Source organism: Fictibacillus sp. S7 (genome assembly GCF_004127935.1).
Classification (GTDB): Bacteria; Bacillota; Bacilli; order Bacillales; family Fictibacillaceae; genus Fictibacillus_C; species Fictibacillus_C enclensis.
Genome location: NZ_QJKL01000001.1, coordinates 1,084,773 through 1,100,326, shown reverse-complemented (window position 1 = coordinate 1,100,326; position 15,554 = coordinate 1,084,773). Strand labels below are relative to the sequence as shown.

Genomic DNA, 15,554 nt, shown 5'->3' with positions numbered 1-15,554 from the left:
AGGAGCACCACATGTTTTCACAGTTCCAAAACGGAGAAAGATTACAAAGCTTAACAAGAGCCACAGAAGAAAAAATTTGCGATCAGCACGAGAAGATTCAGCAGACCGCCGAATTCAATCAGTTAAAAGTGTTAAAAAGCTTCAGAGAACAAAAGGTGAGTGATTTTCATTTCACTCCCTCCACCGGGTATGGATATGACGATGCCGGCCGGGATACGCTCGAAAAGGTGTATGCCCAGGTATTCGGAGGCGAAGCAGCGCTCGTACGGCCGCAGATCATCTCGGGCACTCACGCCATTTCCCTGTCCTTATTTGGTGTTTTGCTGCCGGGGGACGAGCTTCTCTATATCACCGGAAAGCCGTATGACACACTTGAAGAAATTGTGGGGATTCGCGGAAAAGGGACCGGTTCGTTAAAAGAGTATGGTATTACCTACCAGCATACCGAGCTGACTCCATCGGGACGTCCGGATTTTGAAGTGATTCGAAATGCTATTCATGGCAAAACGCGCATGATAGGTATCCAGCGATCAAAAGGATATGCGGATCGGCCATCTTTTACAATTGAAGAAATCCGGGAGATGATTTCATTCGTAAAAAAAATCAAGCCCGATGTAGTGGTGTTCGTGGATAATTGCTATGGAGAGTTTGTAGAAGAAAAGGAGCCGTGCGAAGTTGGAGCGGATCTCATTGCGGGTTCACTGATCAAGAACCCGGGCGGCGGGCTTGCCAAGACGGGCGGATACATAGCAGGAAAGAAAGAACTGGTGGAACGGTGTTCATACCGGCTCACGTCACCAGGAATAGGAGCGGAAGCAGGCGCTTCTTTATACAGCCTGCTTGAAATGTACCAAGGTTTCTTTTTGGCACCACACGTTACCGCACAGGCGTTAAAAGGAGCGGTTTTTACAGCAGCTCTTCTTGAAAGTCTCGGAATGGAGACCAATCCGGCATGGAATTCAAAGCGTACCGACTTGATTCAGTCTGTTAAATTTAATGATGAAAAACGAATGGTGGCGTTTTGCCAGGCGATTCAGCTTGTTTCACCGGTCAATGCCCATGCCGTTCCTTATCCCGGATATATGCCCGGCTATGAACATGATGTAATCATGGCCGCAGGAACCTTTATCCAAGGAGCGAGCATTGAACTTACGGCTGATGGACCGATCCGTCCGCCATACATCGCCTATGTTCAGGGTGGCCTTACTTATGAGCATGTCAAAATTGCCATTTTGACGGCTATCGACCAATTAATGGAACAAAATCTGCTCCATTAAACGAATATAAAATATTTTTTGATAATTTTATGTTATTTCTTCTCACATAGTATTGACATGTTAGGTTATGTAACATAAGATAAAAGTAGTTGGAAGGAGGGCTTACGATGATGAATGATGATACACGGCGGAATCAACCTTTATTTCCGATCAGTATTGTTATGAAGCTAACTGAATTATCTGCCCGGCAAATTCGATATTATGAAGAACATGAACTGATTAACCCGGCTCGTACAGACGGCAACCGGAGAATGTTCTCTTTCAACGATGTGGATAAATTGCTGGAAATCAAGTCTCTGATTGAACAAGGCGTCAATCTTGCAGGGATCAAGCGTGTGTTTGAGCTGAACCAGCAAGCGGTTAGCCTTTTGAAAAATGAGGTTAAGAACGAGCAAGTGTCTGACGCTGCCATACACCGCCGATTAAAGCGTGATTTGTTGCATGCGGGCAGACTAGGGAAGACGTCCTTGATCCAGGGGGAACTATCCCGCTTTTTCCACTAATCTTACCAACGAATGCTGTATTCAATTTCTAAGGAGGAGTAACAATTGGCTAAATTTACAAGAGAAGACATCATGCAAATTGCAAAAGATGAAAATGTACGTTTCATTCGCCTTCAGTTTACCGATCTTTTGGGCGTAATCAAAAACGTAGAAATTCCTATCGGACAATTGGAAAAGGCATTGGATAATAAGATGATGTTTGACGGTTCTTCTATCGAAGGATTTGTGCGCATCGAGGAATCCGATATGCTTCTTTACCCTGATTTAGACACATGGGTTGTATTCCCTTGGACTTCTGAAAAAGGAAAAGTAGCCCGTCTGATCTGTGATATCTACAATCCGGATGGCACACCATTTGCCGGCGACCCTCGCGGAATTTTGAAACGCGTACTGAATGAAATGGAAGATTTGGGCTTCACTGACTTCAACATTGGACCTGAACCGGAATTTTTCCTATTTAAAAATGATGAAAAAGGCGAGCCGACACTTGAGCTTAACGACAAGGGCGGATATTTTGACCTTGCGCCGACTGACCTTGGCGAAAACTGCCGCCGTGACATCGTTCTCGAGCTGGAAGATATGGGCTTTGAAATCGAAGCATCTCACCATGAAGTAGCTCCTGGACAGCATGAAATTGACTTTAAATATGCGGATGCTATAACAACTTGTGATAACATCCAAACATTTAAGCTTGTAGTTAAGACCATCGCCCGTAAGCATGGACTTCACGCTACCTTTATGGCGAAGCCGCTGTTTGGTGTGAACGGTTCAGGAATGCACGCCAACATGTCATTATTTAAAGACGGCGAGAACTCATTCTACAACGCGTCCACTGAAACTGGACTTAGCGAAACAGCGATGCAGTTCCTTGCTGGAATCCTGAAGCATGCTCAAGACTTTACTGCTGTAACCAACCCGACTGTAAACTCCTACAAGCGTTTGGTTCCTGGCTATGAAGCTCCTTGTTATGTTGCATGGTCCATGCAAAACCGCAGCCCGCTGATCCGTATCCCGGCTTCCCGCGGACTGAGCACTCGTGTTGAAGTTCGTAGTGTTGACCCTACAGCCAACCCTTATCTTGCTATGGCGGTCTTGCTGGCATCCGGTCTTGACGGAATCAAGAACCAATTGCAAACTCCAGAACCAATTGACCGCAACATTTATGTTATGGATAAAGATGAGCGTGAAGCAGAAGGAATCAAAGATCTTCCTGCAACGCTTAAAGAAGCGCTCGACCGCTTGAAGAAGAGCGAAGTGCTGATTAAAGCGCTTGGCGAGCATGCGGCTGAACACTTTGTGGAAGCAAAAGAAATTGAGTGGGATATGTTCCGTACACAAGTTCACCCTTGGGAACGCGAACAATACATGAGCATGTATTAAAACCCAAAACCCCTTGACACCATTGGTGTTAAGGGGTTTTTTGCTTTTTGGTCAAATAGGTTAATTCCATTTTTAATTAATGCAGGACCAAAAATGGACCAAAAAATTATTACTTTTAGACATTTTTCATGTATTCTTCATATTTACCCATAGTATCTGTTTCTATTTTCTTGGAGATATGGGCATAAACATCCGATGTAACTTGAATGCTGTCATGACCTAAACGCTCCTGAACATACTTCATATAGGTCTTTTTTCCAAAAGCAAAACAGCATGTGTATGCCGTAATGAATGAATTGGCACTCAATAAACACATCTAAATAAACGTAAAGTGAAGCAAACGAGCATATGAGGTCTTGAAATTTTTGATCAACCTTATATTAAACTCAAGAACATATATAATGCTAATCAAGCATTTCAAATGCAAATGATAATAAAAAGCCCTTACAATCCATGTGAGGGCTTTTATAGATAAAAGAGGAATTTTATTTAACGGCTTTTGAGGTTAATTATCTGTTATACTCCCTCGATCGTGTTAAATATTTGTCACGTATGTTTTTATGCAGATACTTTTACGTATGAAAACTAATTTTACCTAAATGCATAAGACTTTAAAATTTTCTCTTACCATACTAATATTAAAAGAAAGGCATCTGATCTGAACGAAGTAAGTGTCAACTAATAGTCTTTATAGAGAGGTTCTTTTGTTTAAGATGAGTGTTTATATAGAACAACTAAGGGAGGATAAAGGAATGGAAATTAAAATTAAGATTAACGAAAAAGTACGGACTATGTCAACAGTGTGGAATATATCATAAAACCTTCAAAAGGGAAAAAGAATAAGAGTCAGGTTGTGTGTATAAGAAAATAGGGTTAATCTCCTTTTTCCTAATTAATATCCCATTACAAAAAATAAAGAACTTGTTATAATTTTTTTAGGTATAAGGGGAAGAGGGGAAATTTTGGATATTTTATCATATACACTTAAAAATTTATTAGTACCTATTATAATAGGTATTTCATCAGTTTATGCTACCAACAAATTCGAACAGAAGAAATTTAAGGAAGCTAAGGAAGATGAGAAGAAGAAAAACCTTGAAAAATTAGAATCTCATTATTATACAATAATTGCTCATGTGAATTCATTGGAAACATTAATCAATGAGAGGGTGGTTAAGCGTAAACAGTGTTTGAATGAAGTTGTTGCTATTCAAAAGTTACTTGGGGAAGTAAATATGGACATCTTACCGAGAGAATTAAAGTATTATTGTGGTTATTTAAACCACTCTTTTGACTCAAGGATTAAAGAACTAGAGGAAATTACTGATTTTAATAAGATTTCAGAGGTCGCTTATTGGGATTTTCAAGTATTAAACGATACGAATCTATTGCAAAAAAAATATGTTGAACCGTTAAAAGGCTTTCTTGGTATTCAATAATAATAATCTAATTTACATTTAATTCCTATCTTGAGATAAAAATTGTCATGGTACAATTAACTTGAGGTGGTATTTTGGTTTATTCAATTGGGATTACTCAAGCCTCTATAACTATAAGTGAGAAAGGGGTAACTAGAAAACAAGTTGGGCATAAGACGCAAGATGTGAGCGTCAACTATGTAATACCTGATCTAGTTGCACAAATTCAATCTCAGACCTCATTATCCAAAACTACAATTGCAGCTATTTTACTGTCATCTAATAGATTAGCTGATGCTTTAAATAACCCACAAACTTATATCGACTATGTATCAAACGAGGTTAATACAGTTAATTAAGCCTGATAATATTCTCTTACATAATGGAACTATTAAAATATCAGATTTTGGATTATCCAAAATAGTTCATGATGGCACAAGACAACTTACATTTAAGGGATTTGGACACATTAGATATATGGCACCTGAGGGTTAAAATTCCTATCTTTTCTTATTCCCAGTCACCGGAATTATTAGAGTTTATTTTAATTAACAATAAAACAAAACTATCCGATCAGCAGTGGAACCAAGTCATTAAACCGTTAAAAATCAAAAAAAGTAGAACATAATAAAATTAGGTATGGAAGTCCTTTTTTAAAAAATTAGAAAATTCACATGATTTAAATGGTATATTTAATTTAGATGATGTGTAATAAACATTTATAAAACCAGGAGGGATATTATTATGGACGATAATAATATTTACGAATCTATTAAAGCGATTAAAGAAGAGTTGGATAAATTAAATAAAACACAGGTTAAAATTGCTCTCTTTGGCCAACCGGGTTCAGGGAAATCCTCTTTAATTAATGCTTTAATAGGTGAAGACGTAGCAAATGTATCTCAAGAAACAGATACAACTGTTACTGAAGATCCATATAAATGGGAGGATTTAATTCTTACGGATTTACCGGGGTATGGTACAAAAAATTTTCCAGCAAATTCTTTTTTTGAGAAGTTTAATGTACTAAGTTATGATATCTTTATATGTGTTTTTTCAGGGAAATTCAGGCAAGAAGATACAGAGTTTTTTAGAAAACTACAAGCAGAAGGTAAAAAATGTCTCTTTGTTCGAAATTGGGTTGACAGCATGTTTCAAAAGGGTAAGACAACTGAACAATTAAAAGAGGACGTTTTAAATGATGTTAAAAAACAAGTCGGAAGAGAGGTTAGAGTATATTTTACAAGTTGCCGAACAGAAGAAGGCCTTGATGCTTTAACAAAAGCCATTTATGATAATTTAAGCACTGTTAAGCAGATAAAATTTTCATTGGATGCAAAAGCGTACTCCGAAGACTTTTTAGAAAATAAGAAAAAGGCTTGCTATAAATATATTTATCTAGGTTCAACTCTTGCTGCTGCTAATGGCATAAATCCGATTCCATTAGTTGATATTACAGTAGACCTCTCCATTTTAACAGGGATTTTTGACCGTATTAGAAAATCATTTGGATTAAGTCAGCAGATAATAGAGGAAAATAAACCTTTATATAATGAAAGATTACTTACTATTGCCAATAATATATTAAAATATTCTACAAAAACCGCAATAACTAAACTACTTGAAAAAGTTGCAAAGGATCAACTTGAGAAACAAGCGGTAAAGACAACATTAAAACAGATTGGTAAGAGAATACCACTGATTGGTCAAGGTGTTTCAGCGACCACCTCTTTTTTAGTTACTTTTGCTGCAAGCAAGAGTTATTGTAATGATTGTGCAGAGATAGCAACTGCAATTCTAAAAGATAAACTCTACACTAGTGCAAATTAAAAAAATTAAATCATAAATTTAAAATAGAACCCTTTTCTAATGATTAACTAGAAGGGGTTCTATTATGAAATATATGGTTAGTTCCATGTAAAGAAAATTAAATGATTTAATGGAAAGAGATCACAGACAATAAGAATACTGAATGGTCTCTTTTTAAATCCATTGACTAATACAAATTAGTTTATTTTATAATCTTTTAGACTTCTTCTTTCAAGAGTTTATTTCGTATGAAAGATACTATTTCTGTTCCTTTTAACTACTGTTTTACCCCCATAACCCTAATCAGAAGGATTATTTACTTTTTCGCCTTGCTGACTTTCAGTTTCTTGCCTTTAACTGTGGTATTTTCCATGGCTTGCAGGACAAGTGAGCCTTTTCCGTTAAGAATATCAACATAGGACCAATTCTCCTGGATGGTGATAATGCCGATATCATCTGCTGAGACTCCAGGGATTTTTGCGATGGTTCCAACGAAATCGACCGCTCGGATCTTCTTATTTTTTCCGCCGCTGAAGTGGAGTTTCGTAATATCCTGGTTGATTCGGGCCGTTTTATTATTTCTCACGACTCGGCGCCCGCTGAGCTTTTCTTCAAAAGCCCGCTGCATTTTAGCCACTTCTTGTTTTGTCGGTGCTTCCGCTTCATCGATCTCAAAGCCGATGTATCTTTCGATGGCTCTAAGATATTTTCCTTCATAAGGCAATGCAAACGTAATGGCTCTTCCTTTTTTGCCGGCCCGGCCAGTTCTTCCTGTACGGTGGACATAGCTCTCTTTTTCCATAGGAACGTCATAGTTGATAACGAGGGTTACATTATCAATATCAATTCCTCTCGCAGCCACATCCGTGGCGACAAGGTAACGGAAATTCCCGATCTTGAACCCGTCCATCACTGCGAATCGATCTTCTTGTTCCAACCCTCCATGAAGCTTTTCAACAGAATACTGAGAGGCTTCGAGCTCAGCAAACACGGTATCGACGTGCTCTTTCGTATTGCAGAAAATGATGCAGCTGTCTGGGTTTTCAACGACCGTCACGTCTTTCAGGAGAGCAAGCTTCACCTCTTCCTGAACGTTGATTAAAGAATGCTTGATCGTATCTGTCGTCATCCCGGCAGAAGCTATTTCGATTTTTGCTGGATCCTTCATATATTGATGGCAGAGATTTTCAATATCTTTTGGCAATGTCGCAGAAAAGACCATGGTTACTCTGTTTGAAGGAAGTTGTTTAATAATCTTTTTGACTTCATCAATAAAGCCCATGTTCAGCATTTCATCTGCTTCATCAATGATCAGGTACTTGATTTGGTCTAAGACGAGGGTTTCACGCTCGATATGGTCCATGACGCGTCCCGGTGTACCGACGACAACATGCGTTTTTTGTTTCAATTCTTCTTTTTGTTTCGCAAAAGGCTCTTTACCATATACAGCAACAGCTTTAATCCGCTTGAACCTTCCAATGTTGGTAAGGTCTTCACGAACTTGAACAGCGAGCTCGCGCGTGGGAGTAAGGATCAATGCTTGTGGCCGTTTTTCTTCCCATTCCAGCATTTCGCATACCGGAATACCAAAGGCTGCTGTTTTTCCGCTGCCTGTTTGGGATTTTACGACGAGATCTTGCTTTTCCAGAGCTAATGGTATGACTTCAGTCTGAACCTCAGTCGGAGTTTCATATTTCAACACTGTAAGTGCTCGTTTTATTTCATCGCTTATACGATAATCGTTAAAACTTCTATTATTCATGTAGGAACCTCGATTTTTTATATTATCCAGATTCAGCATAACCTGAATAGTGTTCATTATACTTGAAATGATGGACAATCGGGGGTTTTTAGGTATTGAAGTTCTGGATCACCTCATTGTAAATGCTGAAGCAGACTATACTAGTCTTAAAGAAAAGGGATATATGTAACTACTAGAGGAAAGGATGAGAGTCTCTTCCTTTCCTTTTTTTCATTTAGTCAATACTTTTGATGACTTTGCCAATATGCTTACGTTAAAAGCAAAAAAATATTTTCCGTTGTTTCAAATATATAGAAATTTTGTGATAATAAAGATATAAAAATTTTGCGGAGTTGTTGATATGCTAGATGTTCATTTATTAGAAAAGTTAGATTACCTTAAAACATCGTTACGTGCACAGTTGATTAAAACATCTACTCACCACAGTATAATAATAACTGGACTGAGTAGTGAACAACACATAATTGAATGTCTTTCTGTTTATATGGTGGGTTTAATAGCTAATGCAATTCAAGCAAACTTATCAATCCGTAACGACCTATTAGAAGAGGGAATAGATGGAATAATAGACTTAGAAGAAAGTATATTTGAATTAATTGGTGAAAGTAATAATCTTAATAGAGATTTTATAGAGGATGAGCGTAATCCTTGGCTAGCTGAGTCAATAATCCATTTATTATTAACAATTGCTAACGATGTTGAAAATTTACATCCTGCTGGAGAAATTATTGCTGTTGGATTGGTACATGATGATCCAAAAGATAAGGGATTAGATTTAACTGCTCTGTATTTAAAAGGGAATATTGGATTAACGATTGGTGAATGTAAAGCTTATAAATTATATCCAAATAAGGCAGTATCAAAAGCTGTAGGTTTTTTTGATGGAATTGATGAAAATAAAAAGATGGGAAAGAGAATTCGGACACAAGTACAGATTATGAGACAGCTGTTAAGTAGTGACCTATCTAGTATGGTTACACATGGATTTTGGAGACAAGAAAGATGTTTTTTAACCTCGTTAATTTATGATAATTCCATACAAAAAGATTGGTCAAAAGCACGAAGATCTATGCAAAAATTAAATGTTCCAGTTGATAAACGTATAATCATACCAATTTATTTGGATGACTTTTCTGGGTTTTTCGACAAACTCTCTGATGAAATGAGAGATTATGTAAGGAGTTTAAAAGATGTTTGATAAATTTTCTTATGATTTATTTAATGATTTACCGAATCTTCCCGATATTGATAAAAAGCAAATAAGAAGAGAGATAACAAAAGCATACTTATATTCCATTAAACAGCAATTAGGAATGAATGAATCAACCCAAAAATTTGATTATGGTATTTTTGATAATATGAATGAAAAAGAAATTGAAGATTTTGAAATAAGCGAGGATAATGATTCAAGTAATAATATTGAACAAACCTTGGAAGAGTTAAGGAGAATCGGGGATACATTAGAGAGTATTGCAATCTTTGATAATGAGATTGAAGATAAAATCCGAAAAGCTTCAGCATTTGTTGCCGCGGAGGCTTTATCGCTATTGGCTACATTAATCGAAAATCAAATGTTACATCAAGTAATTAATCCATTACTTCTGTCTAATGAAACTATTTACACTAGAGTTGAATCCTCCTTACTATATTTGTTTTCTGGGTATGACGCAAATGCTTTTACTGAAGTGAAAAAAATCGAAAAATATATTTTACTAAATCAATTTGATGAATCAACATTAGGGAACTTAGATGTTGTTAGTAAATCTGCTAATTGGTTATTAAGAAATTTATGTAACTTATTAAGTGGTAGTCTATGGAAGGTAGATTCTGAAAATTCCCCAGATAGTTTACCGATTAATGAAACTGGGAGCTTAAAGGGTCTAATCAATCAAAACCTATATATTATGTATTCGAATATTGGGAAAGCGGTATGTAATTATATATTATGGTTAACAGGTGAGAAATCTGAGGGGAAAAGTAAATGTTTGTCGTTGCTAAGTAAAATACAGAAGTATAGTGCGCTTAGGCAAGAAGCGCTGTTTCCTGAAATTTATCATTTAGCTAAGATAATTAGAATTGTTTTTGAAAAAACATCTGAAAGATCTACTGTCTATACAATTCCTTATCCTCAAGAGGGATATGATGACTTTAAAAACTATATTACTTCTAGAAGTAAGGGGAATAGGGAAACTACATCAAGACCATTTCAATGGGAATCAACAAAAAAATTTGTAAATGAATGTTTGCCAGGCCCACATAAAAATACTATTGTCAATCTTCCTACTGGAAGTGGCAAAAGTTTTATTGCTGAGGTGGCAGTTGCTCAATCACTATCTACTGGGTGGGTGTTATATTTAGCACCAACTAATGCCCTTGTTCATCAAATTAGGGGGGATATAAAACAGGCACTTATTACATACCCAAACATAGAGGTTCGTTCATTTATAGGAAATGATGAATATACAACCTTACAAAGTGAAAATATTAAAATAGAAGATATAACGGCAAATTTTGTTGCGGTTATGACACCAGAAAAATGTGCATTAACACTTAGAACTAATCCAGAGATTTTTAAATATTGTAGTTTATGTATTTTAGATGAGTGTCATCTCTTATCTGAAAAAAGTAGAGGTCTTACAGTAGATCTTGTTTTAGGACAAATAATTTCTATTAATAGTAGGATTAAGTTTGTTTTAATGTCAGCGATGTTAAACAATCCTAAAGATATCGCGAATTGGTTAGAAAATACTACAAGTACAGAAAGTGTTATTGCAGATGTACCTTGGAAACCAACAAGAATTGTAAGAGGAGCAGTAGGAATTGATTATGACAAAGCATTGGAAGCAGCAGAAACTACCAAGGAGAAGTTGAATTTACTTCCAGAAAGGAGGAAAAAGTTAGGTTTTGAGACTCCAATATCAATACTTTTTGGACTATCAGGTATATGGGACAATCAAAATTATAATGATTATCATAATTTCGAAATAGACACTAATGCAAAATTTAATATAAGGCGTAAAAAAATAAATGAATCTTGGAATTATAATGTTGAAAATGATAGCTGGGTGAATCAAACCTCAAGAACTCTTGGAATAAAATTAGCCAGAAGTAATCTATCTACAATTGTATTTATATCCACAAACCGACATTATCCATTCACTTTAGCAAAAGATGTTAACTTAAATAGAGATTCTATTACGATGCCAGTTTCATTATTGTCACATATTAAGTTAGCAGAATTTGAGTTAGGAATTACATCTGAAGTAGGCAGGTTAATTATAGAAGAAGGAGTTGCTGTTCATACAGCATATATGCTTGATAATGAAAAAGAAGCAGCTGAATTAGCTTTTAAGAAAAACCTTGTTTCATTAATGATTGCAACAGGTACATTAGCCCAAGGATTAAATTTGCCTTCAGTAGCTGTTGTTATTGCCGGTACTAGAATTGGAGATGCAAGAGAGCAATATACTGCTGAAGCACAGCAGAGATCTAAAGCATTAGTACTTAATGCCATTGGTAGAGCTGGTAGAGCAGGATTTTCTAATCACAGTTTAAGTCTTATAGTCCCAAATGAACCCTTATTGTTTAAGAATGAGAGTATTGACATATCAAATACATTAAGTAAATTAGAGGTTTTAAAAGATAGGGATTCTTCTATAAATGTTATTAGTCCAATTGGTGTGTTCTTAAATAATATCTCAAACGGTATTATTCGGTCAGATATCGCAAATTTACAAGAACTACAAATCGTTACATTTTTATCTGATCAATCTGATAAAGATGAGACCACTAGCTTAATACTTAAAAATACTTATGGAGCTTATAAATTAAATCCTACATTAAATAACAATATTATTGAAACTGCAACAAAGATAATATACGATATGAAACATGAATTTTTAGATCAAACCAAAGCTCCTGAATGGATAATAAGTGCAGGAAGAAAATCAGGTTTTGATTTCTTTACTACTCAAATCACAGCGACTGTTATTGATCGTTACATTGTTAAGGAGAACTTTAATAATTGGTCAATAAAAGATTGGACTAAGTTTCTATTTGAAATAATGAGTGTACTACCTCCTTTTTATATTAAAGGTGTGTTACCAGAAAATATAACAGCAAAAGATACCTTTATAAATAACATGAAAAAGAAATTGATAAATGAAAATGACACTAATTTATACTGGGAAAAACCTCACATGTGGGATGAATTATGGATTGAGTTCTTTGAAGTGACATGGATGTATATGACAGGAGAAAATTTATCTTCCATTGCTAAAAGATATTTGAATATTACTGAAGTAGATTCTTTACGAACAGCAGGAAAACCAATTCCAGATACAATTTCTTTTATCAAAAAACAAATTGATTATATTGGTAACTATGCGGGATTAATAGTAGCTATCCTAGAAGAGATATTTAATGGCGAGTTGGTCTATAATTTAGAAATCTTGCCCTTGTTAATTAAAAATGGTTGTAGTGATAACTCATCTATTGTTTGGTTTAAATATGGTTTTAGGAATAGAATGATTGCACATTTAATGGCCAAACATTTTCCTTTAACGGAAAATCAGGATGAAGAACAAAATAGAAAACAAGTAATAAGTATTAAGAAAAAATGGAAAACTGTTGAAATAGAAAAGTCGAAAATTCCACCAACTGAATTAGAAATTATTGAACTAGCTTTTTCTTTAGAAACCTGAAACCGTCTGAAAATAATTTTCAATATATTGCTTAAATCACAATGAGGACTTAGTACAGATAGATGTGTTTATAAAATCATAAGTTAATTACAATCTTTGGGACTTTGGAATCTTGCCGAGGTCCTTTGTGTTAAAATGTAGTAGTATCAGTTATATTTTTAATTTCGAATTTCGGGGTTTTCGCTAATACAAACCAAATAAAAGAGAACAACCTCCAAGGTTGGAAGCCGTCCATTATTAATGTTTGTTACTCTTTCCATTTTGGTTCTCTTCCCTAATGTCCTTCCCATACTTCTTTTTCGCTCGAATCAACGTACTCATCGATATGCCAGTTATCGCTTCAACTTCTAAGAATTCGTCTCTAATAACTGTAGTGCGTGTTTTATCTGCTTTCTTTAGGAGGTCGGCCCTCACGGAAATCTTCACGCTGCTTCGCTATAGCTTTGCCTTCTTGGGTTCGTTCTACAATCATATCACGCTCAAACTCTGCAAAACCGCTCATAATCGTAAGTATTAACCTTCCTGTTGGTGAGTCTTCCACTAGACCCATATTTAGGACATGAACCTTAACGCTTCGTTCAAATAGTACTTTTACTGTGTTGATTGCATCTACTGTAGAACGTGCTAGCGGTCTAATTTAGTTACAACGAGCGTGTCGCCTCCCGTGGGAAAAAAAGTAAGATAATCCATTCAAAAAAGCCTAGATTGCTAGGCTTTTTTCACAGGAATCTGTTGTCAGAAGATTTTTACAAAAAGTGGCGATTCATGAGCTATAATGAAGCCATTGATGATATTTCGAAGGAGGAATCCACCTGTGGAATCCACACTCTACAACGAGGCTATAAAGAAAAACTATTTTGACAGCGGAAGAATCTCCCCGCAGACCGTACAAACGTACGGCCGTATATTTTTACATACCGCACCGCTCGAGAACAAGTATCAAAAAGATTTGAATTTGTTCACCCTAGAAGAAATGGAAGAGGTTCTTCGCGGGTTTCATTCCCGTCACCGAAACACTATCGAAAGCTATGCTCGAATTATCTCAAGTTATCTTCACTGGAGTGTGAAACAAGGTTACGCAAAAATCAACGTGCTGCAATTACTGGGACCTGAAGATTTTTCCCGCTATGTGTGGGAGCATGAAGCGTATATGACAAAGGACGATGTTGTGAGGGCTGAGAATCGGTGCCGAAATCTCCAAGATGCGGTGATTCTGCGGTTGTTATTTGTCGGAGTTAACGGAAAAAAGCTGAGTGAAATCCGAAATTTGAAACAAGAGGATGTGGATCACACGAATCAAACCTTGTTTCTGACCAATGCCTTGAAAGAAGATGAACGGGGAAGACCCATTAAATTCACCAACCGTGTTCTTTCCGTCGATAAAGATACCTTGGTTATGCTTGAGCAGGCATTCGGGGAAACCATATACTACAAACGAGATTCAAAATTATCAGGGGTAAACAATGTACGCGAATACAATGAACTGGCGGTCAACCCATACATCGTACGTCCGTCACTCACCGCGGCAGAGTCCGTATCCGATCCTTCCAACGTCCATGTGATCTACCGACGAATGCGTCGGATTCAGTTGGAACAGGGTTTGCCGTTTCTAACTGCGAAATATGTGCAGCGGGCGGCACAAATCTATTATGCCCACACGATCATAGATCAAGAGGAATTGACTCTCGATGACATCAAAATGGTCGCGTCCCGTTTTAAAATCAGCAGTTACCACAATTTGAAAGGGTTTTTAAACCGTGATAACATTTCAAAAACCTATCCATTTTCTCAAGAAACGTAAAAATCAACGTATAATGAATAAAAACGAAAAAGAAAGGGTTATGAACATGTTTGAAACCGCTGAAGACTTTTTTGCGTTGTACGGCATTGAGGAGTTTTCGTATGATTGGGACACACAAGACCCTAACTGTTCCAGACAAAGAAAGTGTTTTTGCGTTCTTAAATGAGCGATAACCCCATGAACAATCCTGACAAAGGGGAAGAATCTGACGAACCCTTCGAACTAAGCCCTGAGGATTATCCAAACGATTTGGCAAGTGAACTTAACGAAACCTTTTATCACTGGGGAGCAGGTTTTATTAACGTCAAACATTTGGTCATTCTTGAAAAATAAAGCAGATAGAATTACTCTATCTGCTTTTTATAAAATAAGGAGGAAACCCATTGAATACGCCATCTTATCGTTCGTTTTTTGCAACATACCCTATTTACCAAAAATATGAAACATGTTCCGAGTTTCATTCAATCTATCAAACGATCACAAGTAAGGATGGTCTCTATCGCATGAAAGAAGCGGTGGAAGAGGGAAGACCTGCTATTGAAGGTGTATTCTCTCTGGTGGAGAAAGAGGCAGGAGAGGAGTTGGCTCTTGGTGACCATTTTACCCGCCAGGCGATCGGGATGTTGATTCGATTCGTCCTCACGAACAGAGGGTACGAACCAACCATTCAAAAGAACATTCAAAAGGACAAAGGTTCAAAGTTCTTTGTCAGCGGAATGCATTACAAACGAATATAAAAAACGAAAAAAGATTTCTCTTCCAGAAGAATGGTTTGAAGCTAAATTAGATGACTATTTAGATATGAACTTAATACCTAGTGACAAAAACCTTTGGAAGTTGGAAAACTATTCTCAGTTCATAGAAGAAAGAAAAAAGCTTATATTGGATAAGCTTAAGATTT

General features: G+C 36.5%; 14 protein-coding genes and 2 pseudogenes. 13 read left to right on the top strand and 3 right to left on the bottom strand.

Translation table 11 applies throughout. The annotated features are described in order from the left end of the window. Positions 1-11 precede the first annotated feature (11 nt). The 3 genes from DMO16_RS05580 (at position 12) to glnA (ending at position 3,160) form a co-directional block, all read left to right on the top strand. Complete coding sequence (locus tag DMO16_RS05580; protein WP_061969625.1) at positions 12-1,277, top strand: aminotransferase class I/II-fold pyridoxal phosphate-dependent enzyme; 1,266 nt, start codon at positions 12-14, stop codon at positions 1,275-1,277. Positions 1,278-1,387: 110 nt separating this feature from the next. After that, positions 1,388-1,780 carry a MerR family transcriptional regulator gene (locus DMO16_RS05575; RefSeq protein ID WP_061971588.1) on the top strand — a complete coding sequence of 131 codons (393 nt, stop codon included), beginning with the start codon at positions 1,388-1,390 and terminating at the stop codon, positions 1,778-1,780. A 45-nt stretch (positions 1,781-1,825) separates the two neighbouring features. Continuing rightward, the gene (glnA, locus tag DMO16_RS05570) at positions 1,826-3,160 is read left to right on the top strand and encodes a type I glutamate--ammonia ligase (RefSeq protein WP_061969628.1); all 1,335 of its coding nucleotides are present in this window, start codon (positions 1,826-1,828) and stop codon (positions 3,158-3,160) included. Between the two features lie 115 nt (positions 3,161-3,275). On the opposite strand, the pseudogene DMO16_RS24830 reads toward glnA, so the two are convergent. Continuing rightward, positions 3,276-3,463 (bottom strand): annotated as a pseudogene (locus tag DMO16_RS24830) (tyrosine-type recombinase/integrase); the annotation flags it as partial. Positions 3,464-4,122: 659 nt separating this feature from the next. On the opposite strand from DMO16_RS24830, the gene DMO16_RS05560 reads away from it, so the two are divergent. The 4 genes from DMO16_RS05560 (at position 4,123) to DMO16_RS05545 (ending at position 6,408) form a co-directional block, all read left to right on the top strand. Continuing rightward, positions 4,123-4,599 carry a hypothetical protein gene (locus DMO16_RS05560; RefSeq protein ID WP_129475902.1) on the top strand — a complete coding sequence of 159 codons (477 nt, stop codon included), beginning with the start codon at positions 4,123-4,125 and terminating at the stop codon, positions 4,597-4,599. A 74-nt stretch (positions 4,600-4,673) separates the two neighbouring features. Next, positions 4,674-4,937 carry a hypothetical protein gene (locus tag DMO16_RS05555; RefSeq protein WP_129475900.1) on the top strand — a complete coding sequence of 88 codons (264 nt, stop codon included), beginning with the start codon at positions 4,674-4,676 and terminating at the stop codon, positions 4,935-4,937. Further along, on the top strand, positions 4,906-5,073 hold the full coding sequence (locus tag DMO16_RS25400) for a protein kinase domain-containing protein (RefSeq protein WP_129475898.1): 168 nt from the start codon (positions 4,906-4,908) through the stop codon (positions 5,071-5,073). Before DMO16_RS05555 ends, DMO16_RS25400 begins: the two co-directional genes overlap by 32 nt. A gap of 249 nt (positions 5,074-5,322) precedes the next feature. Next, positions 5,323-6,408, top strand: coding sequence for a GTPase (locus DMO16_RS05545; protein WP_129475896.1), 1,086 nt, complete (start codon positions 5,323-5,325; stop codon positions 6,406-6,408). Between the two features lie 295 nt (positions 6,409-6,703). On the opposite strand, the gene DMO16_RS05540 is transcribed toward DMO16_RS05545, so the two are convergent. Beyond that, positions 6,704-8,149: a DEAD/DEAH box helicase gene (locus DMO16_RS05540; RefSeq protein WP_062238909.1), complete on the bottom strand. Its 1,446-nt coding sequence runs from the start codon at positions 8,147-8,149 to the stop codon at positions 6,704-6,706. A 67-nt stretch (positions 8,150-8,216) separates the two neighbouring features. On the opposite strand from DMO16_RS05540, the gene DMO16_RS25395 reads away from it, so the two are divergent. The 3 genes from DMO16_RS25395 (at position 8,217) to DMO16_RS05525 (ending at position 12,852) form a co-directional block, all read left to right on the top strand. Next, a complete protein-coding gene (locus DMO16_RS25395) occupies positions 8,217-8,318 on the top strand; it encodes a JAB domain-containing protein (protein ID WP_129475894.1) in 102 nt (33 codons plus the stop codon). Between the two features lie 171 nt (positions 8,319-8,489). Next, entirely contained in the window at positions 8,490-9,347 is an 858-nt protein-coding gene (locus DMO16_RS05530; protein WP_129475892.1) for a hypothetical protein, read from the top strand. Further along, positions 9,340-12,852, top strand: a complete 3,513-nt coding sequence (locus DMO16_RS05525) for a DEAD/DEAH box helicase (protein ID WP_129475890.1) — start codon at positions 9,340-9,342, stop codon at positions 12,850-12,852. Before DMO16_RS05530 ends, DMO16_RS05525 begins: the two co-directional genes overlap by 8 nt. Before the next feature lie 237 nt (positions 12,853-13,089). Here the strand turns inward: DMO16_RS05525 and DMO16_RS05520 are convergent. Beyond that, a pseudogene (locus tag DMO16_RS05520) lies at positions 13,090-13,512 on the bottom strand (recombinase family protein); the annotation flags it as partial. Between the two features lie 154 nt (positions 13,513-13,666). Between DMO16_RS05520 and DMO16_RS05515 the strand changes: the two are divergent. The 3 genes from DMO16_RS05515 (at position 13,667) to DMO16_RS05510 (ending at position 15,390) form a co-directional block, all read left to right on the top strand. After that, positions 13,667-14,653 (top strand): tyrosine-type recombinase/integrase, encoded by a 987-nt coding sequence (locus tag DMO16_RS05515; RefSeq protein ID WP_129475888.1) that lies wholly within the window; start codon positions 13,667-13,669, stop codon positions 14,651-14,653. Between the two features lie 162 nt (positions 14,654-14,815). Continuing rightward, positions 14,816-14,986, top strand: a complete 171-nt coding sequence (locus DMO16_RS24140; RefSeq protein WP_206738063.1) for a hypothetical protein — start codon at positions 14,816-14,818, stop codon at positions 14,984-14,986. Between the two features lie 50 nt (positions 14,987-15,036). Beyond that, positions 15,037-15,390: a hypothetical protein gene (locus DMO16_RS05510; RefSeq protein ID WP_129475886.1), complete on the top strand. Its 354-nt coding sequence runs from the start codon at positions 15,037-15,039 to the stop codon at positions 15,388-15,390. Positions 15,391-15,554 lie beyond the last annotated feature (164 nt).

Bases quoted from the DNA above. Each gene is read 5' to 3' on its own strand.
- DMO16_RS25395 (WP_129475894.1), top strand. From the start codon at position 8,217: ATGATGGACAATCGGGGGTTTTTAGGTATTGAAGTTCTGGATCACCTC.
- DMO16_RS05545 (WP_129475896.1), top strand. From the start codon at position 5,323: ATGGACGATAATAATATTTACGAATCTATTAAAGCGATTAAAGAAGAG.
- DMO16_RS05540 (WP_062238909.1), bottom strand. From the start codon at position 8,149: ATGAATAATAGAAGTTTTAACGATTATCGTATAAGCGATGAAATAAAA.
- DMO16_RS05525 (WP_129475890.1), top strand. From the start codon at position 9,340: ATGTTTGATAAATTTTCTTATGATTTATTTAATGATTTACCGAATCTT.
- DMO16_RS05575 (WP_061971588.1), top strand. From the start codon at position 1,388: ATGAATGATGATACACGGCGGAATCAACCTTTATTTCCGATCAGTATT.
- DMO16_RS05580 (WP_061969625.1), top strand. From the start codon at position 12: ATGTTTTCACAGTTCCAAAACGGAGAAAGATTACAAAGCTTAACAAGA.
- DMO16_RS24140 (WP_206738063.1), top strand. From the start codon at position 14,816: ATGAGCGATAACCCCATGAACAATCCTGACAAAGGGGAAGAATCTGAC.
- DMO16_RS25400 (WP_129475898.1), top strand. From the start codon at position 4,906: ATGTATCAAACGAGGTTAATACAGTTAATTAAGCCTGATAATATTCTC.
- DMO16_RS05530 (WP_129475892.1), top strand. From the start codon at position 8,490: ATGCTAGATGTTCATTTATTAGAAAAGTTAGATTACCTTAAAACATCG.